The sequence below is a fragment of the Cryobacterium breve genome (assembly GCF_004402375.1).
GTDB lineage: Bacteria > Actinomycetota > Actinomycetes > Actinomycetales > Microbacteriaceae > Cryobacterium > Cryobacterium breve.
This window is the reverse complement of sequence record NZ_SOGJ01000023.1, coordinates 273,494-292,051: the sequence shown is the minus strand read 5'-3', so window position 1 is coordinate 292,051 and position 18,558 is coordinate 273,494. Positions and strand designations below refer to the sequence as shown.

Annotated in this window: 17 protein-coding genes and 1 tRNA gene; 8 read left to right on the top strand and 10 right to left on the bottom strand. The window is 65.8% G+C overall.

The annotated features are described in order from the left end of the window. Window positions 1-29: 29 nt before the first annotated feature. From kdpB to E3O65_RS11300, 3 genes are read right to left on the bottom strand one after another with little or no spacing between them, the layout of a single operon-like run. Complete coding sequence (kdpB, locus tag E3O65_RS11310) at window positions 30-2,207, bottom strand: potassium-transporting ATPase subunit KdpB (protein ID WP_134363815.1); 2,178 nt, start codon at window positions 2,205-2,207, stop codon at window positions 30-32. A 2-nt stretch (window positions 2,208-2,209) separates the two neighbouring features. Beyond that, window positions 2,210-3,883 carry a potassium-transporting ATPase subunit KdpA gene (kdpA, locus tag E3O65_RS11305; RefSeq protein WP_134363814.1) on the bottom strand — a complete coding sequence of 558 codons (1,674 nt, stop codon included), beginning with the start codon at window positions 3,881-3,883 and terminating at the stop codon, window positions 2,210-2,212. Further along, window positions 3,880-3,972 carry a potassium-transporting ATPase subunit F gene (locus E3O65_RS11300; protein ID WP_134363813.1) on the bottom strand — a complete coding sequence of 31 codons (93 nt, stop codon included), beginning with the start codon at window positions 3,970-3,972 and terminating at the stop codon, window positions 3,880-3,882. Before E3O65_RS11300 ends, kdpA begins: the two co-directional genes overlap by 4 nt. A gap of 290 nt (window positions 3,973-4,262) precedes the next feature. Between E3O65_RS11300 and E3O65_RS17215 the strand changes: the two genes are divergently transcribed. Together E3O65_RS17215 and E3O65_RS11295 are read left to right on the top strand one after the other, a co-directional pair. Further along, a complete protein-coding gene (locus E3O65_RS17215) occupies window positions 4,263-4,427 on the top strand; it encodes a hypothetical protein (RefSeq protein ID WP_241985585.1) in 165 nt (54 codons plus the stop codon). Between the two features lie 112 nt (window positions 4,428-4,539). Then, window positions 4,540-6,234, top strand: coding sequence for a bifunctional 3'-5' exonuclease/DNA polymerase (locus tag E3O65_RS11295; RefSeq protein WP_241985586.1), 1,695 nt, complete (start codon window positions 4,540-4,542; stop codon window positions 6,232-6,234). Between the two features lie 28 nt (window positions 6,235-6,262). On the opposite strand, the gene E3O65_RS11290 is transcribed toward E3O65_RS11295, so the two are convergent. Beyond that, a complete protein-coding gene (locus tag E3O65_RS11290) occupies window positions 6,263-6,829 on the bottom strand; it encodes a PadR family transcriptional regulator (RefSeq protein WP_166785730.1) in 567 nt (188 codons plus the stop codon). A gap of 209 nt (window positions 6,830-7,038) precedes the next feature. On the opposite strand from E3O65_RS11290, the gene E3O65_RS11285 reads away from it, so the two are divergent. Beyond that, the gene (locus E3O65_RS11285; protein WP_134363810.1) at window positions 7,039-7,560 is read left to right on the top strand and encodes a DUF3145 domain-containing protein; all 522 of its coding nucleotides are present in this window, start codon (window positions 7,039-7,041) and stop codon (window positions 7,558-7,560) included. A 95-nt stretch (window positions 7,561-7,655) separates the two neighbouring features. Here E3O65_RS11285 and E3O65_RS11280 read toward each other — a convergent pair whose 3' ends face one another. The 6 genes from E3O65_RS11280 to aceE all read right to left on the bottom strand — a co-directional run bounded on the left by E3O65_RS11280 (window position 7,656) and on the right by aceE (window position 15,297). Beyond that, a complete protein-coding gene (locus tag E3O65_RS11280; RefSeq protein WP_134363809.1) occupies window positions 7,656-8,891 on the bottom strand; it encodes a beta-ketoacyl-[acyl-carrier-protein] synthase family protein in 1,236 nt (411 codons plus the stop codon). A 90-nt stretch (window positions 8,892-8,981) separates the two neighbouring features. Further along, a complete protein-coding gene (locus E3O65_RS11275; protein ID WP_134363808.1) occupies window positions 8,982-9,230 on the bottom strand; it encodes an acyl carrier protein in 249 nt (82 codons plus the stop codon). Window positions 9,231-9,292: 62 nt separating this feature from the next. Continuing rightward, on the bottom strand, window positions 9,293-10,297 hold the full coding sequence (locus tag E3O65_RS11270; RefSeq protein WP_134363807.1) for a beta-ketoacyl-ACP synthase III: 1,005 nt from the start codon (window positions 10,295-10,297) through the stop codon (window positions 9,293-9,295). Between the two features lie 12 nt (window positions 10,298-10,309). After that, entirely contained in the window at window positions 10,310-11,236 is a 927-nt protein-coding gene (locus E3O65_RS11265) for an ACP S-malonyltransferase (RefSeq protein WP_134363806.1), read from the bottom strand. 120 nt (window positions 11,237-11,356) lie between these two features. After that, complete coding sequence (locus tag E3O65_RS11260; protein WP_134363805.1) at window positions 11,357-12,562, bottom strand: PucR family transcriptional regulator; 1,206 nt, start codon at window positions 12,560-12,562, stop codon at window positions 11,357-11,359. An 8-nt stretch (window positions 12,563-12,570) separates the two neighbouring features. Further along, complete coding sequence (gene aceE / locus E3O65_RS11255; RefSeq protein WP_134363804.1) at window positions 12,571-15,297, bottom strand: pyruvate dehydrogenase (acetyl-transferring), homodimeric type; 2,727 nt, start codon at window positions 15,295-15,297, stop codon at window positions 12,571-12,573. A gap of 256 nt (window positions 15,298-15,553) precedes the next feature. Between aceE and E3O65_RS11250 the strand changes: the two genes are divergently transcribed. The 5 genes from E3O65_RS11250 (at window position 15,554) to E3O65_RS11230 (ending at window position 18,111) form a co-directional block, all read left to right on the top strand. Further along, a complete protein-coding gene (locus E3O65_RS11250; RefSeq protein WP_134363803.1) occupies window positions 15,554-16,021 on the top strand; it encodes a peroxiredoxin in 468 nt (155 codons plus the stop codon). 83 nt (window positions 16,022-16,104) lie between these two features. Next, window positions 16,105-16,177 (top strand) — tRNA-Val (locus tag E3O65_RS11245). An 88-nt stretch (window positions 16,178-16,265) separates the two neighbouring features. Further along, the gene (locus tag E3O65_RS11240) at window positions 16,266-16,937 is read left to right on the top strand and encodes a GAF and ANTAR domain-containing protein (RefSeq protein ID WP_134363802.1); all 672 of its coding nucleotides are present in this window, start codon (window positions 16,266-16,268) and stop codon (window positions 16,935-16,937) included. A 9-nt stretch (window positions 16,938-16,946) separates the two neighbouring features. Then, window positions 16,947-17,663, top strand: a complete 717-nt coding sequence (locus tag E3O65_RS11235) for a GAF and ANTAR domain-containing protein (protein ID WP_134363801.1) — start codon at window positions 16,947-16,949, stop codon at window positions 17,661-17,663. A gap of 109 nt (window positions 17,664-17,772) precedes the next feature. Then, complete coding sequence (locus E3O65_RS11230; protein WP_134363800.1) at window positions 17,773-18,111, top strand: hypothetical protein; 339 nt, start codon at window positions 17,773-17,775, stop codon at window positions 18,109-18,111. The last annotated feature ends 447 nt before the right edge of the window (window positions 18,112-18,558 follow it).

The following is an 18,558-nucleotide window of genomic DNA, read 5'->3' as shown; positions in this document are numbered from 1 at the left end:
TCGAGGTTCGTGAAGGTCGGGCCTGGACCCTAGAACCCTGGGATCAGGGCGACGACCAGGTCGACGATTTTGATGCCGATGAATGGTGCGATCACGCCGCCAACCCCGTAGATGAGCAGATTTCGACTGAGGATGCTCGAAGCGGGTCCGGGGCGGTACCTCACGCCGCGCAGCGCGAGCGGGATCAGTAGGACGATGATGATGGCGTTGAAGATGATGGCGGAGAGGATCGCCGACGCCGGAGAGTGCAGCTGCATCACGTTCAGCACGGCCAGTCCGGGGAAGACGCCCGCGAACATGGCCGGAATGATCGCGAAATACTTGGCCAGGTCGTTCGCGATCGAGAAGGTGGTCAGCGCCCCGCGGGTGATCAGTAGCTGTTTGCCGATCCGCACGATGTCGATCAGCTTGGTCGGGTCCGAGTCCAGGTCCACCATGTTGCCGGCCTCCTTGGCTGCCGACGTGCCGGTGTTCATTGCCACGCCGACATCGGCCTGCGCGAGCGCTGGAGCGTCGTTGGTGCCGTCCCCGGTCATGGCGACGAGGTTGCCGCCCTCCTGCTCCCGGCGGATGAGGGCGAGTTTCTCCACGGGGGTGGCCTCGGCGAGGAAGTCGTCGACGCCAGCCTCGGCGGCGATCGTCTTCGCCGTGAGCGGGTTGTCCCCGGTGACCATAATCGTGCGGATGCCCATGGAACGCAGTTCCGCGAAGCGCTCCGCCAAACCGGCTTTCACGATGTCCTTGAGATAGACGACACCCAGGATTCGGCGTGCTCCGGACTCCCTTCCAGCGGCCACCACCAGGGGCGTGCCACCGAGCTCGGAGATCCGGGCGACGCAGTCGTCCAGTTCCCGAAGAACGGCATCGTCGATTGAACCGCGTTCCTGCACCCACTTCGTGACTGCGGAGCCGGCCCCCTTCCTGATCGAGGAACCGTCCGGTTGGTCGAGGCCGCTCATCCGGGTCTGGGCCGTGAACGGGATGACCTCGCCAATCTCGGTGTCGCCGTGTCGAAAGCCGAGACCGTGGGCCAGGTCGACGATGGACTTGCCCTCCGGCGTAGGGTCGCCCAGCGAGGAGCGGGCGGCCGCGTCCATGAGCTCGGCAGCGTCAACTCCGGTCACGGCGGTGAACTCCCGGGCCTGGCGGTTGCCGTAGGTGATGGTGCCCGTCTTGTCCAGGAGCAGGATTGTGACGTCCCCGGCCGCTTCGACAGCACGACCGGACAGCGCGAGCACGTTGTGCTGCACCAACCGATCCATCCCGGCGATGCCGATCGCCGACAGCAGAGCGCCGATGGTGGTTGGGATCAGGCACACCAGCAAGGCGACGAGAACAGGCACGCTCACGGCAGCGCCCGAATATCCGGCAATGGGGTTGAGAGTGAGGGTGACGACGACAAAGACGATCGACAACCCGGCCAACAGGATGTTCAGAGCGAGCTCATTCGGGGTCTTCTGGCGTGAGGCACCCTCGACCAGAGCGATCATCTTGTCTACGAAAGTTTCGCCCGGCTTGCTGGTGATCCGCATCACGATGCGGTCCGACAAGACCCGGGTTCCACCGGTGACGGCGCTGCGGTCACCGCCGGATTCACGCACCACAGGGGCGGATTCGCCGGTGATCGCGGATTCGTCTATGGAGGCGATGCCCCAGACGATGTCCCCGTCGCCCGGCACCAGCTCACCCGCGACGACGATGACTGTGTCACCGGGGAGGAGGTCAGCTGAGGAGACCGGGTGTGCGGGAGACTGCTCGGCTGAGGGGTCTGTGGCCGGATCGTAGCTGTCCAGCCGAGTCGCCGAGGTGCTCGTGCGCGTTTGGCGCAGGCTGTCCGCCTGGGCCTTGCCGCGACCCTCGGCCACGGATTCGGCCAAGTTGGCGAAGACCACAGTCAGCCACAGCCAGGCGGCGATCGCCGCGGTGAAAGTCGGCGGAACCGCAGAGCCACCCGAACGGGCCGGGCCGCCGAGAAACGGCTCGCAGATCGCCAGCAGGGTGGTCAGGGCGGCGCCGACCTCGACGATGAGCATGACCGGGTTGCGCCACATCTGGCGCGGATCCAGCTTGCGCAAGGCACCCGGCAGCGCCGCGACCAGCTGGCGGACGCTGATCGCGCCAGCTCGGCCTGTGCTGGTCGGGCCGTCCCGGCGGGTGCGACGGGTGAAGGGAGTCCCGGCCGGAGCCGGTGTTTCGGTGAGCGTCATGATTATTGCAGCCCTTCCGCCAGGGGACCCAGCGCGAGTACGGGGAAATAGGTGAGTGCCGTGATGATGATGGTGATGCCGACGAGCAGACCCACGAAGAGCGGCCTGTTCGTGGGCAGGGTCCCCGTCGTAGCCGGAACACTGTCCTGCGCGGCCAGCGCACCGGCCAGAGCCAGGACGAACACGATCGGGAGGAACCGGCCGATCAGCATCGCCACCCCGAGCGCCGTGTTCAGCCAGGGTGTGTCCGCGGTCAGGCCGGCGAAGGCCGACCCGTTGTTGTTGGATGCGGAGGTGAACGCGTAGAGGACCTCGGTCAGGCCATGCAGGCCGGGGTTCAGGATCGACGTGCTCTCGACATCCGTTCGGATTGCCGGCACGGCGAAACTGAGCGCGGTTCCCGTGAGTACCAAGGTGGGCGTCACGAGGATGTACAGGCTGGCGAGTTTGATCTCGCGCGGGCCGATCTTCTTGCCCAGATACTCGGGGGTGCGGCCCACCAGCAGTCCGGCGATGAACACCGTGATCACGGCCAGGATGAGCATGCCGTACAGACCAGACCCGACCCCGCCGGGGGCCACCTCACCGAGCATCATGTTGAGGAGGGGCAGCATGCCGCCGAGTGAGGTGTAGGAGTCGTGCATCGAGTTGACGGCGCCCGTCGACGTCATGGTGCTTGTCGTAGCGAAGAACGTCGACGCCAGCACGCCGAACCGCTGTTCCTTTCCCTCCAGCGCGCCGCCAGCCGCCACAGGGGCGGAACCGGCACCGCCGGCCTCGAGCAGCGTCAGGGCCGTCAGGGACACCACGAAGATGCCGGCCATGGCGGCCAGGATCGCGGCACCCTGCCCCCTGTCGCCGACCACGGTTCCGAAGGTGCGGGGCAGGCTGAAGGGGATCATCAGCATGAGAACGATCTGAAACAGGTTCGTCCAGGCCGTCGGGTTCTCAAACGGATGCGCGGAGTTCGCGTTGAAGAAGCCACCACCGTTCGTGCCGAGAATCTTGATCGCCTCCTGGGAGGCGGTCGGCCCGCCGGGGATGGACTGCACCGCTCCCGTCAACGTGGTCACCTCGGTCGCGCCGCTGACGTTCTGGATCACCCCGCCCGCGATCAGCACGATCGCGGCGACGGCCGACAGCGGGAGCAACACTCGCAGCGCGCCCCGCGTCAGGTCCACCCAGAAGTTGCCGATGGTGCCGCTCCTGCGCGCGGCGAACGCTCGCACCAGTGCCATCGCGACGGCGATGCCGACGGCGGCGGAGACGAAGTTCTGCACGGACAGGCCCACCAGCTGCACCGCATAGCCCAGGGTCACGTCCGGTGAGTACGACTGCCAGTTGGTGTTGGTCACGAACGAGGCGGCCGTGTTGAAGGAGAGCCCCTCCGGAACGGCCGGGAACCCGAGGGAGTACGGCAGCACCGATTGGGCGCGCTGCAGGGCGTAGACGAGCAGCACGCCGACCGCGGAGAACGCGAGCACACCGCGCAGGTAGGACTGCCAGGTCTGCTGGGAACGGGCGTCCACCCCGATCAGCCGGTAGACGCCGCGCTCAATACGCAGGTGGTTCACGGAGAGGAAGACGGAAGCCATGTAGTCGCCCAGCGGGCGGTGCACCACGACGAGGACAAGCACGACGGTCAGAACCGGCGCAATGGCGAACCAGGCGTTCATCGGAACAGCTCCGGTTTCACGAGGGCGAAGACAAGATAGGCGATCGCGGCCACGGCCAGAACGCCCGCAGCGATATCGAAGAAGATCACAGCTTCTCGACTCCCCAGGCGACAACGCCGATGAACGAGAACACCGCGAGAACACCGAGGACGTATACGAGGTCCAGCACAGAAACTCCATCTGTTACCGTCCGCACCGCCGGACGGGGTGCGGGTGCCGCAGGGCACGACCCGAGTAGATACCCTGGCCGGCCCGGTGGGCCGGGCCCTAACGATTCCCCTACGGGTCGACGGGAGAACCTAACGGTTTACGCCGACTGTGGCCCACGAACAGAACCGCACCTGACCCCGGCAGGGCGCGGCGGCAGAATCGGGCGCAGGTGGAGCGCGGACGAAGCGGGCGCGACGCAACGCGGCAGTATGCGGATATCGTCGTGCCGCTCATGGCCCCGCGGGAGTTCTGGGCGATCGGCCCGTTCAACACCGACGTCCATCAGCTCTCCGACGACAGGACCGTCGCCCTGTTGCAGACGGCGTGCCCGTGACCGATGCCACGCAGTCGTTGGGGGACGTGACCACGTGACGAAGAGTCCACCTGACTGCGTTTCGACGGATGCCCGTCGATCCATTCCGGTCTCGAACCGGCAGAATGGTGGGGTGTACCTTCTGGTGAGCCGAACGGGAAACGGGGACGTCCTCGTTCTGCCACTCGACCCGGACGGCCGGGCCGCCGGGGCGGGGCGCCGCCTGTCGAAACGGGATTTCCCGGCCTATGTACATGGCCGGGAACCGGAACAGCCCCGTTGGGTGTGGGAGGACACCTCCCGCATTTACCCGTTGCTGCTGGCTGCCGGTGTGCGAGTGCACCGGGGTTACGATCTGCGCCTGTGCCATGCCATCCTGCGCCAATCGTCGTTGACCCGGTCGAGCACCCTGGCCCGGGCCGAGGAGAGTTCGTGGGACCGTGCGCCGGCCTACGACCCCGATACCACCACTGCCGGGGTGACCCTCTTCGACCTGATCGACGTCATCGACGACGAGACCGGAGTCGTGCTGGAGTTCCAACGCCAGCTCGCCGCGATCCGGGACTGCGCGGAGCCCGGCCGGCTCCGGCTCCTGCTCGCCGCTGAATCGGCCGGGGCGCTCATCGCGGCCGAGATGCAGTACACGGGACTGCCGTGGCGCACCGACGTTCACGACGCCCTACTGACCCGGGAGCTCGGTCCCCGGGTGGGACCGGGCATCCGGCCAGAACGCCTGGAGAACCTCGCCGACAGTATCCGTGCCGTCCTGGGGGAACCTGGGTTGAACCCTGACTCACAACCGGACCTGATGAGGGCCCTGCGCCACGTCGGCCTGCGGGTCTCCTCCACGCGCGCTTGGGAGCTCAAGGAGCTCGAGCACCCCGTTATCGCCCCGCTGCTCGCGTATAAGAAGCTGGCCCGGCTACTCAGCGCCAACGGCTGGTACTGGATGGACACCTGGATCGTCGACGGTCGGTTCCACCCCGAGTACATACCCGGCGGTGTGGTCACCGGCCGGTGGGCCACCCGGGGCGGAGGGGCCCTGCAACTACCCAAACAGGTGCGCGGTGCCGTCGTCGCCGATGCGGGCTGGAAGCTCGTCGTGGCTGATGCCGCGCAGCTCGAGCCGCGCATCCTCGCTGCTCTCTCAGCAGACACATCCATGGCAGCCGCGGGCCGCGGCACCGATCTCTATGCCGGAATCGTGGCCGGCGGCGTCGTGGAGACCCGTGAGCATGCCAAGGTCGCCATGCTCGGTGCGATGTATGGGGCTACCAGTGGTGAGAGCGGTCGGCTACTGCCTCGCCTCGCGAAGGCGTTCCCGCGCGCTCTCGCGCTCACCGAGACGGCTGCGCGAGCCGGGGAGCGTGGTGAGAGCGTGACAACCCGGCTCGGGCGCTCGTCCCCGCGGCCCGGTGAGACCTGGCTGGCCATGCAGGCGCAGGCGTACGATCCCGGGGCGACGGAAGCCGACGAGCGCCGAGCCCGCAGCCAGGCGCGCGATTGGGGCCGTTTCACCCGCAATTTTATTGTGCAGGGTAGCGCCGCGGAGTGGGCGCTCTGCTGGATGGCGGAGATCCGCCGGGAATTGCGGCTGCTGCCTTTCGCCGGCCAGGATTCCTCAGGCCCCGAATTCGCCCACGCCCCCCACCTCGTCTTCTTTCTCCACGACGAGGTGATGGTGCACACACCCGCGGCGCTGGCCGGCGCGGTTGAAGACGTGCTGCGGCGTGCCGCGGATACGGCCGGCCGGCACCTCTTCGGAGACTTCCCCGTGGACTTTCTACTCACAGTCGCTACTGTTGACAGCTACGCGCAGGCGAAGTAGCGGCGGCACCGGCCCCCGCCGACAGGACTCAGGCCGCGTTGGCCGGTCGCCGCCCGCGCTTCGGCCGTTCGTCGCTCAACCCGCGGCGGAATGAGTCGTCCTGGTCGGCGGCAAGCAGTTCGGCGGCTGCGCTGAGCCAGGCCAGCGCCGCCTCAGCCAGGGCCCCACGGGCAGCGGCCGCGAGGGCGTCCTGGCCGCTGCTGCCCACCGATGATAGGTCGGCGGCGTCCGCCCGTTCATGCCACCATTCCTGGTACCGGGCGACAATGCGCGGCACGTCGATGCCCGGTGGATGCGGGCGGGGGAGTGAGGAGGCGATGAGTACCCGGTCGACCAGATCGTTCCACTCATCGCCCGGGGCGCTCTCGGTTTGGCACAGCCAGTCGACAGCCTCGGCTTGGCCGATTGCCGTGGCCCGATAGAGCGGCAGTCCGTCATCGGTGGCACCGGCCGACTCGACGGCCTGCTGCTTCACCAGCCGCTCCAGGGTGCCGTAGATTTGGCCCACGTTGACGGACCGGCGACCGGCCGTGCGGGATTCCAGTTCGCCGTGCAGCTGAAAGCCATAGGCCGGGCCGATCGTGAGTATCGCCAACAGGCAGCATCGCACAGACATGGAGCCTCCGAAGGTGAGGTGATAACCATACTGAGTATAGCGAGCGCATGGCCCTGCGCCCTGACAGCAGCCTTGTGAAGGCACGGCCCTCTAGGGCATAATTCAGGGGTTCGACAAGTTCACAGTCCGCTGCATTGTTTCGTTTAGAGGTCGTTGGGGAAGACGCACCTCAGAGAACGGGAGAAACGATGGTGGCTTCACACGCTCGGCAGGCAGCGACTGCGCAGGGCTTCATTTACGTGCATTCTTCACCGCGAGCGCTGAGCCCCCATGTGGAGTGGGCGGTGGGTCATGTCCTCGGCGAACCCGTGAATTTCGATTGGTCTGAGCAGCCGGTTCTGGGTGGCGCGCAACGGGCCGAGTACTACTGGGAGGGTGCCCGCGGTACGGGAGCGGTGCTCGCATCCGCGCTCCGCGGCTGGGACCATCTCCGCTTCGAAGTCACCGAGGACGCGGGCTTCGGCACCGATGGCGGTCGATGGTTGCACACACCCGGGCTGGGCATCTTCTTCGCCCAGACGGACACCGCCGGCAACGTCGTGATCCCGGAGGACCGGTTGAGGCATGCCATGGAACTCGCGGGGGCGAACGCTTTCGAGTTGCACCGGGAACTGCGGGTTGCGCTTGGACAGGCCTGGGACGACGAGCTCGAACCGTTCCGTCACGCGAGCGATTTCACATCCGTGGTCTGGCTGCATCAGGTTGGCTAGTAGTGGACGAGACGATCCCGGGACCGCAGGCTGTCCCACAGCCAGGGAGACCCCGCGCGGAACCGCTTGGGGTTCTCCCTGAGTTTCCGTCGCGCCTAGATCGAACGGAAGGCAACGACGGCGTTGTGGCCGCCGAACCCGAACGAGTTGCTGAGCGCAAGCAGGTCGCCTGACGGCAGCGTGCGCGGCATCGTCACGACGTCGAGCGGGATGCTCGGGTCCTGGTTCGCCAGATTGATCGTCGGCGGCGCCATGCGCTCCGCCAAAGCGAGAACCGTGAAAAGGGCCTCGATCGCACCCGCACCGCCGAGGAGGTGGCCGGTGGACGCCTTGGTCGCCGACACCGGGATGCCGTCGAGCAGGGAGCCGAACACACGGCGCAGAGCGTTGTACTCTGCGATGTCACCCACGGGCGTGCTGGTCGCGTGCGCGTTGATGTGGGAAACATCCGCGAGGCTCGCGCCGGCGTTGTTGATCGCGGTGATCATCGCGCGAGCCGCCGCCGAGCCCTCGGGGTCCGGAGCTGTGATGTGATAAGCGTCGCTGGTCACGGCGCCGCCGAGGAGCTCGGCGTAGATGCGCGCGCCGCGGGCCTTGGCATGTTCTTCCGTTTCGACGACGAGTGCCGCGGCACCCTCGCCGAGAACGAAGCCGTCCCGGGTGATGTCATAGGGGCGTGATGCGGTGGCCGGATCGTCGTTGCGCTTGGACAGGGCCTGCATTGCAGCGAAGGATGCGATCGGAAGAGGGTGAATTGCGGCCTCGGATCCGCCCGCGATGACGACGTCGGCGAGTCCCGCCTGCAGGCGGTTGTAGGCGTTCACCAGGGACTCCGTGCTCGATGCGCAGGCCGAGACGACGGTGGTGATTCCGGCTCGGGCATGCAGGTCCATGCCGATGGCCGCTCCTGGGCCATTCGGCATGAGCATGGGAACCGTCATCGGCAGGACGCGGCGCGGACCGCGTTCGCGCAGGGTGTCCCACGCGTCGAGGAGAGTCCAGACTCCGCCGATGCCGGTGGCCCAGTCGACGGCTAGTCGTTCGGGGTCTGCCTCGGGGGACCCGGCATCAGCCCAGGCTTCCCGCCCGGCAATGAGGGCGAATTGGCTGGAGGGGTCGAGACGTTTCGTCTCGTGACGGGCCAGGACGTCGACGGACGGAACTCTGGCCTGGGCAGCGAAGGTCACCGGGAGCTGAGTCCGGGCTACCCATTCGTGGTCGAGGGTGCTCGAGCCTGATTCACCGGCGAGCAGGGCCGACCAACTGTCGGCAGCCGTGCCGCCGAGAGGGGAGGTCGCACCGATGCCGGTGATAACGATTTTTTTGGTCATAGCGTTAACTCTCCGTGAAGCGTGCAGACGTGGGTGTCACCCACAGATCAGGCCGACCGGAGGATGCCGGCCGGCCTGTTCGTTTGTGGGTTAGACCTGAGCCTTGACGATGAAGTCGACGGCATCGCCGACGGACTTGAGGTTCTTGACCTCTTCGTCGGGGATCTTGACGTCGAACTTCTCCTCGGCGTTGACGACGATGGTCATCATCGAGATGGAATCGATGTCCAGATCATCGGTGAATGACTTCCCCATCTCTACCGTGTCGGTCGCGATGCCAGTCTCGTCGTTAATGAGTTCGGCCAGGCCGGCAAGAACTTCTTCGGTGGACAATGCCATTTTTTTCTCCTTGGGGGTGTCTCGTATGACCGAGATTCAGTTTAGAGGGGGTTCGATGAAATCTAGGGAAGTACGACGACCTGCGCGCCGAACACCAGTCCGGCGCCGAAGCCGATCTGAAGGGCGAGACCGCCGCTGAGTTCAGGGTGCTCTTCCAGCAGGCGGTGGGTGGCCAGCGGGATCGACGCTGAGGACGTGTTGCCGGTGGTGGCCACGTCCCGGGCGATCACGACGGATTCCGGAAGCTTGAGCTGCTTGGCGAATTCGTCGATGATGCGCATATTGGCCTGGTGCGGGATGAAGGCCGCGAGCTGGTCGCTTTGGATTCCCGCCACTTGGAGGGCTTCCTGGGCCACCTTTGCCATGTTCCAGACGGCCCAGCGGAAGACCGTCTGGCCTTCCTGGCGCAGAGTGGGCCATTCGGATTCACCGCGGCGGTATTCCTGCAGGGTGTGGTTCATCGTGATGGCGTCGGCCTTAGAGCCGTCTGAACCCCAAACCGTGGGGGAGATGCCCGGATAGTCGCTCGGGCCGATGACCACGGCGCCGGCGCCGTCGCCGAGAAGGAAAGAGATGCTTCGGTCCGTGGGGTCGACGAGGTCGGACAGCTTCTCTGCGCCGATAACGAGGGCATAGTGGGCGGTGCCCGTTCGGATCAGGGAATCGGCCTGCGCAATGGCGTAGGTATAGCCGGCGCAGGCCGCGTTGACATCGTAGGCGGCGGCGGGGTTGGCGCCGACCCGGTCGGCGACCACGGCAGCGATGGACGGCGTCTGCCGACCGTTGCTGATGGTGGCCACGATGACCGCGTCGATCAGATGCGGTTCGACACCGGAGCGTTCGATCGCCTCGCGGGCGGCGTCGGTCGCAAGGTCGACGGCCTGGATCTCCTGGCTCGCCCGAGTGCGGGTAATGATGCCGGTCCGTTGCTGGATCCACTCATCGGAGGAATCGATCGGGCCGACCAGATCATCGTTGGGAACGACGAGGTCGCCGCGGGCGGCGCCGATGGAGAGAATTCGGGTGTACTGCGGGCCGTGCGATTGCTGGAGTGTTGGCTTGGACATATTCTCTTTCGGTCAGACTAGGGTCTGCTGGTCGATCAGGTCGAACGCAGCGGGCAGGTCGTCCGGCGTCTTGATCGCGACGCTGGGCACACCTTTGAGTGCACGTTTGGCGAGGCCGACGAGGGCCCCGGCCGGTGCGACCTCGATGATTCCGGTCACTCCGGCCTCTGCGAAGGAACGCATGCACATGTCCCACCGTACCGGCGAGGACACCTGATCAACCAGTAACTCTACGAACCGGGCGCCGTGGGAGACCAGGCTGCCGTCCCGGTTCGACCAGATCGGAACCGAGGGATCGGCGGGTGTGAACTGCGCGGCGACCTGCTTCATGTGCTGCACCGCCGGTTGCATATACCGCGTGTGGAATGCTCCCGCGACCTGCAGCGGAATGACCCGGGTGCGCGGCGGCGGGTTCTCTGCGAGGGCGGAGAGGGCTTCAAGGGAGCCTGCGACAACGAGCTGCCCGCCGCCGTTGAAGTTCGCTGGGGCGAGGCCGAGTTTGTCCAGCCGGGCCAGCAGATCCGCTTCGTCGCCGCCGAGCACGGCGCTCATGCCGGAGGGTTCCAGCGCCGAGGCCTCAGCCATTGCGTTTCCGCGCTCGCTCACGAAGTGCACGGCATCGGCTGCGCTGAGGATTCCGGCACCGGCGGCGGCCGTGATTTCGCCCACGGAATGCCCGGCGATCCCGGCGATCCGGTCACGCCGACCGTCGGCTAGGAGAGCGTTCAGGGTGAGGAGCCCGGCGGCCACGATCAGCGGCTGGGCGATGCGCGTGTCGCGGATCGTGTCGGCGTCGCTCACGGTGCCGTAGCGCAGGAGATCAAGCCCGCATGCCGCGGAGATCTCGTCCAGACCCGCCGCGAAGGTGGGGTTATGAAGCCAGGGATCAAGAAAACCAGGGGTTTGAGAGCCCTGACCGGGGCACACGACAACAATCATTGAATCAGTCTCCCAAGCTCGTCAACCGTTGAGGTGTCGGAATTCTACCAACTATCCGAAGATCGCTTGTCGGAAACCGCCAATTCCGCCTGGTCCAGCTGATTCTCCGGGGGATTACCTTCAGCGGCGGCGGGTAGAACCGTCGTGGTCGCTGATCGATCCGATGATGAGCGCGGCCTGCAGGATGAGTGCCTCCCGGGCCCCGGTAGCGTCGTATCCGATGACCTCCGACACCCGCTTGAGTCGGTAACGCACAGTGTTCGGGTGCACGAACAGCTCGCGCGCGGTGGCCTCTAACGAGCGTCCGTTGTCCAGGTAACACCAGAGCGTTGTGAGCAGCTCGGTCGAATGCGCCTGCAGTGGCCGGTAGATGCGGTGGATCAGCGTCGCCCGAGCGAGCGGGTCGCCGGCGAGGGCGCGTTCGGGTAGCAGGTCGTCGGCCTGCACCGGGCGCGGGGCGTTGCGCCAAGAGCGGGCCACGGCAAACCCGGCCAGGGCGGCCTTCGCACTCTTGGAAGCGTCCACCAGGTTGGGTACCTCGTGGCCGAGAACCAGATGTCCCGCACCGAAGCTCGGCTCGAGTTGCACGGCGATCTCCATGAAACTGAGAGCGGATGCCGTGCCGATCGCCTCTTCCGCATCGGTCGGGGTCGGGTGGGCGCGGCCGATCACCAGCACAAGGCGGTTGCCCTGCACGCCGATCAGCACATCGGCAGCCATGTGCCGAGCGGAGCGGCGCAGCTGATCGACGTCGAGCATCTTGGGTGTGGTGCCCACCAGCACACAGACCTCGCCGTGCCCGTGCCAGCCGAGGGCCGCGATGCGGCTCGGCAGTTCGTCGTCGTACTCACCGCTCAGGATCGAGTCGACGACGAGAGCCTCGAGGCGCACGTCCCAGAGGCCTCGTGCCTCGGCTGCCCGCGCGTAGACATCCGCCGCACCGAAGGCGATTTCGCGGGAGTACAGCAGGATGGCTTCGCGCAGGATTTCGCCACCGTCTTTCACGCGTTCCTCGACCACCTCGACGGTCACGCGGATCAGCTGCAGCGTCTGCTGCAGGCTGATCGAGCGCAGGAGTTCACGCGGGGCAGCACCGAAGACGTCGGCTGCGATCCAGGGGGTGGACCGAGGGTCGTCGAACCAGGAGATGAACGACGTGATCCCGGCCTGCGCGACTAGACCCACGGCGGACCGCCGCCCTGGAGGCATATCGCCGTACCAGGGCAGCGTGTCTTCAAGACGTTTCAGCGTCGCCGTCGACAGCTCACCGGAAATCGTTCGCAACCAGCTGAGCGTCTGTTCCTTCGTCTTCGGTGTGGGTGCCACGGGGGCGGTTAGCTCTCGCCCCCGGCGGAACCGGTGGTTCCCGCCGTCACATCGTGCAACCGGTACTTCGCAATGGCCTGGCCGACCACGCTGTGGTCGACCTCACCGCGGCGAGCGAGGAGTTCGAGCGCACGCACGACCATTGACGGGCCGTCGATCTTGAAGAAGCGGCGAGCGGCCGGCCGGGTGTCGGAGAACCCGAACCCGTCAGCGCCGAGTGTCGCGAAGTCACCGGGTACGAACTGCCGGATCTGGTCGGGAACGGCGTGCATGAAGTCGGTCACGGCGATGAACGGTCCTGCGGTGCCCGCCAGCTTCTCCGTCACATACGGGATGAGCGGGGCGTCGTCGGGGTAAAGGAAGTTGTGTTCTTCCGCAGCAATGCCGTCGCGACGAAGCTCGGCCCACGAGGTTACCGACCAGACGTCGGCGGACACTCCCCAGTCCTCGGCCAACAGCGCTTGAGCTTCGAGTGCCCACGGCACCGAGACGCCGGAAGCCAGCAACTGCGCTTTAGGACCGGGTGCGTCAGACACGCTGACGCGGTGGATGCCGCGCACAATTCCGTCCACGTCAACGTCCTCGGGCTCTCGGGGCTGAACCTGCGGCTCGTTGTAGACCGTGATGTAGTACATGACGTTGGGATCGCTGTGCGTTCCTCCGTACATCCGCTCGAGGCCCGAGCGCACGATGTGCCCGATCTCGTAGCCGTAGGCCGGGTCGTACGAAACCACGGCCGGGTTCGTCGAAGCCAGCAACGGCGAATGGCCGTCGGCGTGCTGCAGGCCTTCACCGGTGAGGGTGGTGCGGCCGGCGGTGGCGCCGATCATGAACCCGCGCGCCATCTGGTCGCCAGCCGCCCACATGGCGTCGCCCGTGCGCTGGAAGCCGAACATCGAGTAGAACACGTAGATCGGGATGAGCGGCTCACCCTGAGTGGCATAGGAGGTGCCCACATTGGTGAAGGCCGCCATGGCGCCGGCCTCGTTGATCCCCACGTGCAGGATCTGGCCTTGAGGGCTTTCCTTGTACGCGAGAAGTTGCGCATGGTCTACCGAGGTGTACTGCTGGCCGCTGGGGTTGTAGATCTTGGCATTCGGGAAGAACGCGTCGATTCCAAAGGTGCGGGCCTCGTCCGGGATGATCGGCACGATGCGGTGTCCGAAGTCCTTCGCACGCAGCAATTCCTTGAGCAGACGCACGAATGCCATGGTGGTGGCGATCTCCTGCGTGCCGGAGCCCTTTTTGGTGGGGGCGTAGGTCGCGTCGTCGGGGAGGTTGACCTGCGTGTACTTGCTGCGTCGCTCGGGGACGTATCCCCCGAGTGCGCGGCGACGCTCATGCAGGTACTGGATGGCCTCGTCGTTCTCGTCTGGCTTGAAGTACGGCGGGAGGTAGGGGTTCTCCTCGAGCTGGGCATCCGTGATCGGCATGTGCGTGCTGTCGCGGAAGGTCTTCAGGTTGTCCAGGGTGAACTTCTTCATCTGGTGGGTCGCGTTGCGGCCCTCGAAGCTCGGGCCAAGGGCGTAACCCTTGACCGTCTTCGCCAGGATGACGGTCGGCTGGCCCTTGTGCTCGGAGGCCGCCTTGAAGGCCGCGTAGACCTTGCGGTAGTCGTGGCCGCCGCGCTTGAGGTTCCAGATGTCGTCGTCGGTGTAGCCTTCAACGAGCTTGAGCGCGCGCGGGTCCCGGCCGAAGAAGTGCTCGCGCACGTAGGCGCCGCTCTCGGCCTTGTAGGTCTGGTAGTCACCGTCGGGCGTGGCGTTCATCAGATCGCGCAGTGCGCCGTCGGTGTCGCGGGACAGTAGTTCGTCCCACTCGCGGCCCCAGACGACCTTGATGACGTTCCAGCCTGCGCCGCGGAAGAAGCTCTCCAGCTCCTGGATGATCTTGCCGTTTCCGCGAACCGGGCCGTCAAGGCGCTGGAGGTTGCAGTTGACGATGAAGTTGAGGTTGTCGAGACCCTCGTTGGCGGCCACCTGCAGCTGCCCGCGGCTCTCGACCTCGTCCATCTCACCGTCGCCGAGGAAAGCCCAGACTTGCTGATCGCTGGCGTCCTTGATGCCACGGTTGGTGAGGTAGCGGTTCGTCTGCGCCTGGTAGATGGCGTTGATCGGGCCGAGTCCCATGGAGACGGTCGGGAACTGCCAGAACTCGGGCATCAGACGCGGGTGCGGGTAGGACGATAGTCCGTTGGCGGCGTGCGACTTCTCCTGGCGGAAGCCGTCGAGCTGGTCTGCGGTCAGTCGGCCCTCGAGGAAGGCTCGCGCGTAGGTGCCGGGGGAGGCGTGGCCCTGGATGAAGATCTGGTCTCCGCCACCCGGGTGGTCCTGGCCACGGAAGAAGTGATTGAAGCCGACCTCGTAGAGGGCGGCGGACGACGCATATGTCGAGATGTGACCGCCGACGGAGATGCCGGGGCGCTGTGCGCGGTGCACGAGGACGGCCGCATTCCAGCGGATCCAGGCACGGTAGCGGCGTTCGATGTCTTCATCACCGGGGAAGTCGGGCTCGTTGCCGGCGGCGATGGTGTTGATGTAATCCGTGGTCGGCACCATGGGTACGCCCAGGTGCAGTTCCTTGGATCGTTTCAGAAGCGACAGCATGATCTCGCGACCGCGCTGGTGGCCGTGAGCCGCTACGAGCGAGTCCAGCGAGTCCGACCATTCGGCCGTCTCCTCCGGGTCCGCATCCGTGCTGTTAACCGAATACGGGTCCTGGTCGTTGACAGTCACACTCGACCTCTCTCTGTTGGGCAGACCTGTTGGACGAAGCTGCCGGGTTAGCGGTACCGGTTCACGGTCGGGTGACGACCGACGGCACCACGCAAGCCTACAGATTATGCCTTCGGTCTGTGCACGAACGGTGAGCGCAGGTCGAGCGGGGGTTCGGCGTCGTAGAGACAGGTCATCTTGGTTCCTCGCAGTCGGCGGGGCTAGGCTGTGGCGTCGCCTTGCACTGTTCCGGTGGGCGCACGAAAGGACGCGCTCCATGGCTTTGGAAAATGACACGCAGGCTCCGGATTTCGAGCTCGTCAACCAGTTCGGCGAACGGGTACAGCTCAGCGAGTTCCGCGGAAAGAAGTCGGTCGCCCTGGTCTTCTTTCCTCTCGCATTTTCCGGGATCTGCAGCGGCGAACTCTGTGAGCTGCGGGACAATCTGTCGCTGTTCGCTGCCAGCGGGGTGGAGTTGCTCGGCATCTCCGTCGACTCGCGTCACACGCTGCGCGCCTGGGGTGAGCAGGAGGGCTACACCTTCGACCTTCTGGCCGACTTCTGGCCGCACGGGGCGGTCGCCAAGGAATATGGGGTCTTCCTCGAGGAGAAGGGCTTTGCGAACCGGGCCACTTTCCTGATCGATCCTGAGGGGATCATTCGCGCCAGTTTCATCACGGCACCCGGCGAGGCACGGTCGATAGATGCCTATCGCGCCGCGATCGGCGACCTCCAGCCGGCCTGAGTCGAGTCTGGGGCCCACCGTGCGATCGGTCGGCACGCAGAGTCGGTATAGTAGTGGACGGCCTTCATCGGCCATAGTGTCAGGGGCCTTTAGCTCAGTTGGTAGAGCGCCACGTTTACACCGTGGATGTCATCGGTTCGAGCCCGGTAGGGCCCACAACAAACCCCCTGGCCCGCTCCATGAATCCCGGGGGGTGATCTGAGCATTGTCCCGGTCTGACCGGTCGTCTTTCGGCGCCGCCGTCATGGAGCTGTCCAACGCTCATCTGACCCGAACCGATCTGTGCTCGCCTTTTCTGAGCGTGCTGCCGATCACGGGGGTGGCGATCTGCACTCTCGGCGCGCCCTTCGGCAACGAAACCATCTGCGCGAGCGATGCTTCCGCTGCCCGACTCGACGAGCTGCAGTTCGATCTGGGCGAAGGCCCCTGCTGGGACGCCCTGGCGACGCGTCGTCCGGTACTGACCTCCGACATCCGGCGGCACCGAAACCCGAATTGGCCCGTCTTTCGCCACACCATCGACGAGACCGACATCGGAGGCCTGTTCGCATTCCCGATGAGCGTCGGGTCGCTCGACATCGGAGCCGTCGACCTGTACTCCCATCGGCCACGCTGCCTGACCGGGGCGGAGGTGGCAGACGCCACGGCTTTGGTTCGCATCGCCGCACGGCAGGTGCTCCGACGAGTTCTGCTGTCGCATACGATGAAGCCGGACCCTGGCGCCGACGCGGGATACTCCCGTCGTGTCGTGCATCAGGCCACCGGGATGGTGCTTGCCCAAGTCGACCTGTCAGCTTCGGATGCCCTGCTCATCCTCCAGGGATATGCCTTCTCACACGGACGCACGGTCCGTGAGGTCGCGGAGGAAGTAGTGTCGCGAAACCTTGATTTCACTTCAGAATTAGACGGGTCTTAGGATGGAAACATGGTGACCAGGACACGTGAAGGTCAGCTGGTAGAGACTTTCGTCACTCTGGCAGACACGCTTGTCGTCGGGTACGACGTCGTCGACCTGCTGCACACCCTCGTCGAGACGTGTGCCAGTCTCTTTGAAGCCTCGGCGGTCGGAATCATCCTGTCCGCCGGCGGGGAAAATGACCTCGAAGTCGTGGCCTCGACGAACGAGCGCAGCCGCCTGATCGAGATCCTCCAACTGCGGGCAGGGAACGGGCCGTGCGTGGAGTGCTACACGACAGGCAAACCGGTGGCCATCCCCGACCTCGACGTCCTGGCCCCGGCCTGGCCTCGTTTCCGTGCTGGCGCCATCGAGCTGGGGTTCAGATCAATGCACTCCGTCCCCCTCAGGCTCCGTGCGACGACAATCGGTTCGCTCAATCTGTTCTGGGATCGCCTCGGCGGGCTCGGGGTCGAGGACCTGCGCACGGTGCAGGCGCTGGCGGACACGGCGACGATCGGCATCCTGCAAGAACGTGCCATCCGCGAGAGCGACGTCGCTCGAGTTCAACTGCAGCACGCGCTCAGCAGCCGCGTCTTGATCGAGCAGGCGAAGGGCGTCGTGGCCTTCACGCACACTGTCGACATGGAGGAAGCGTTCGCTCTCCTGCGCAATCATGCCCGCAACAACGGCAAGCCTCTGGTCGAGGTCGCCGAGCAGGTCGTGACCCGCACCCTCTTGCTGTGAACACGGTGCATTGAAATCTCTGGCTCTCCTACCCCGAGCGGTCTACAATTAGGGCATGCCCCAGACCTTGGCAGCACGTGTTCTTTCCGTGACAAGGCAGAGGTTACCCATGAAGCGCATATTTCACCCCGGAGGATCGATAGTCACGGGCGATGAACTCGCGGACGCCGTGATGCACTATGCCGAGGCTCTCACCCGCCGTAGCCAAGTCGACGTGGTCGATTTCCCAATCCTCGGCGAATTCGGAACGCTCGATCGGGCCCAGATCCTGATCGGCGCACCGGGCGGGTTGACCTGCGTCGGCGCCGAGTCCAGCTACCCGGACCTCCTCGAAGCGGACACCGTGGATACGTTTCGCCACAAGGCTCTCGCCGGCACCGCATCAGGGCGCGCGTCCTGGACGGGTGACGGTCTGGACTCTCCCCAGTTCGACGAGTTCGACTATTGACCCTGGCCGCCGAACTGGCGGCTTGCATTCGGCGCAGTGGGCGGTGTTGATGTCGTGGAACTGAGGTCCACCGGGACTCTGGGCCCTGTCCGGACAGGACAAGCGCCCGACGGACTCGCATGCTTCTGGCTGCGCCCGGTCAGTCCGGTGCTCGTTCTGGGAGTATCAGACTGCCCGGAGTGGTCGCGGTCGCCAGCGTCGTCGCCGCAGCAGGACGGACGGGGCTGTCCGGTCTCCTTTAGGCACGACGGGCGATTCGGGGACGACGCCCGACGTGCAGTCGGCGTCAGCAGCACTCGGAGCGCTGCGTGGTTCCAGTACCTTCCCGTTCAGGAGTCCGGTCTCGTGGTTCCCGACGACGAGTAGGTCGTCGAATACCGGCACGTGCGCCAAGGCCCAGCGCATGGCGGCCCGCTGGGACCGGAGCCGTCCGATCCGATGTATGAG

Coding starts and splice junctions, on each gene's coding strand:
- kdpB (WP_134363815.1), bottom strand. CDS start 2,207: ATGACGCTCACCGAAACACCGGCTCCGGCCGGGACTCCCTTCACCCGT.
- kdpA (WP_134363814.1), bottom strand. CDS start 3,883: ATGAACGCCTGGTTCGCCATTGCGCCGGTTCTGACCGTCGTGCTTGTC.
- E3O65_RS11285 (WP_134363810.1), top strand. CDS start 7,039: ATGGTGGCTTCACACGCTCGGCAGGCAGCGACTGCGCAGGGCTTCATT.
- E3O65_RS11280 (WP_134363809.1), bottom strand. CDS start 8,891: ATGACCAAAAAAATCGTTATCACCGGCATCGGTGCGACCTCCCCTCTC.
- E3O65_RS11275 (WP_134363808.1), bottom strand. CDS start 9,230: ATGGCATTGTCCACCGAAGAAGTTCTTGCCGGCCTGGCCGAACTCATT.
- E3O65_RS11270 (WP_134363807.1), bottom strand. CDS start 10,297: ATGTCCAAGCCAACACTCCAGCAATCGCACGGCCCGCAGTACACCCGA.
- E3O65_RS11265 (WP_134363806.1), bottom strand. CDS start 11,236: ATGATTGTTGTCGTGTGCCCCGGTCAGGGCTCTCAAACCCCTGGTTTT.
- E3O65_RS11250 (WP_134363803.1), top strand. CDS start 15,554: ATGGCTTTGGAAAATGACACGCAGGCTCCGGATTTCGAGCTCGTCAAC.
- E3O65_RS11240 (WP_134363802.1), top strand. CDS start 16,266: ATGGAGCTGTCCAACGCTCATCTGACCCGAACCGATCTGTGCTCGCCT.
- E3O65_RS11235 (WP_134363801.1), top strand. CDS start 16,947: ATGGTGACCAGGACACGTGAAGGTCAGCTGGTAGAGACTTTCGTCACT.
- E3O65_RS11230 (WP_134363800.1), top strand. CDS start 17,773: ATGAAGCGCATATTTCACCCCGGAGGATCGATAGTCACGGGCGATGAA.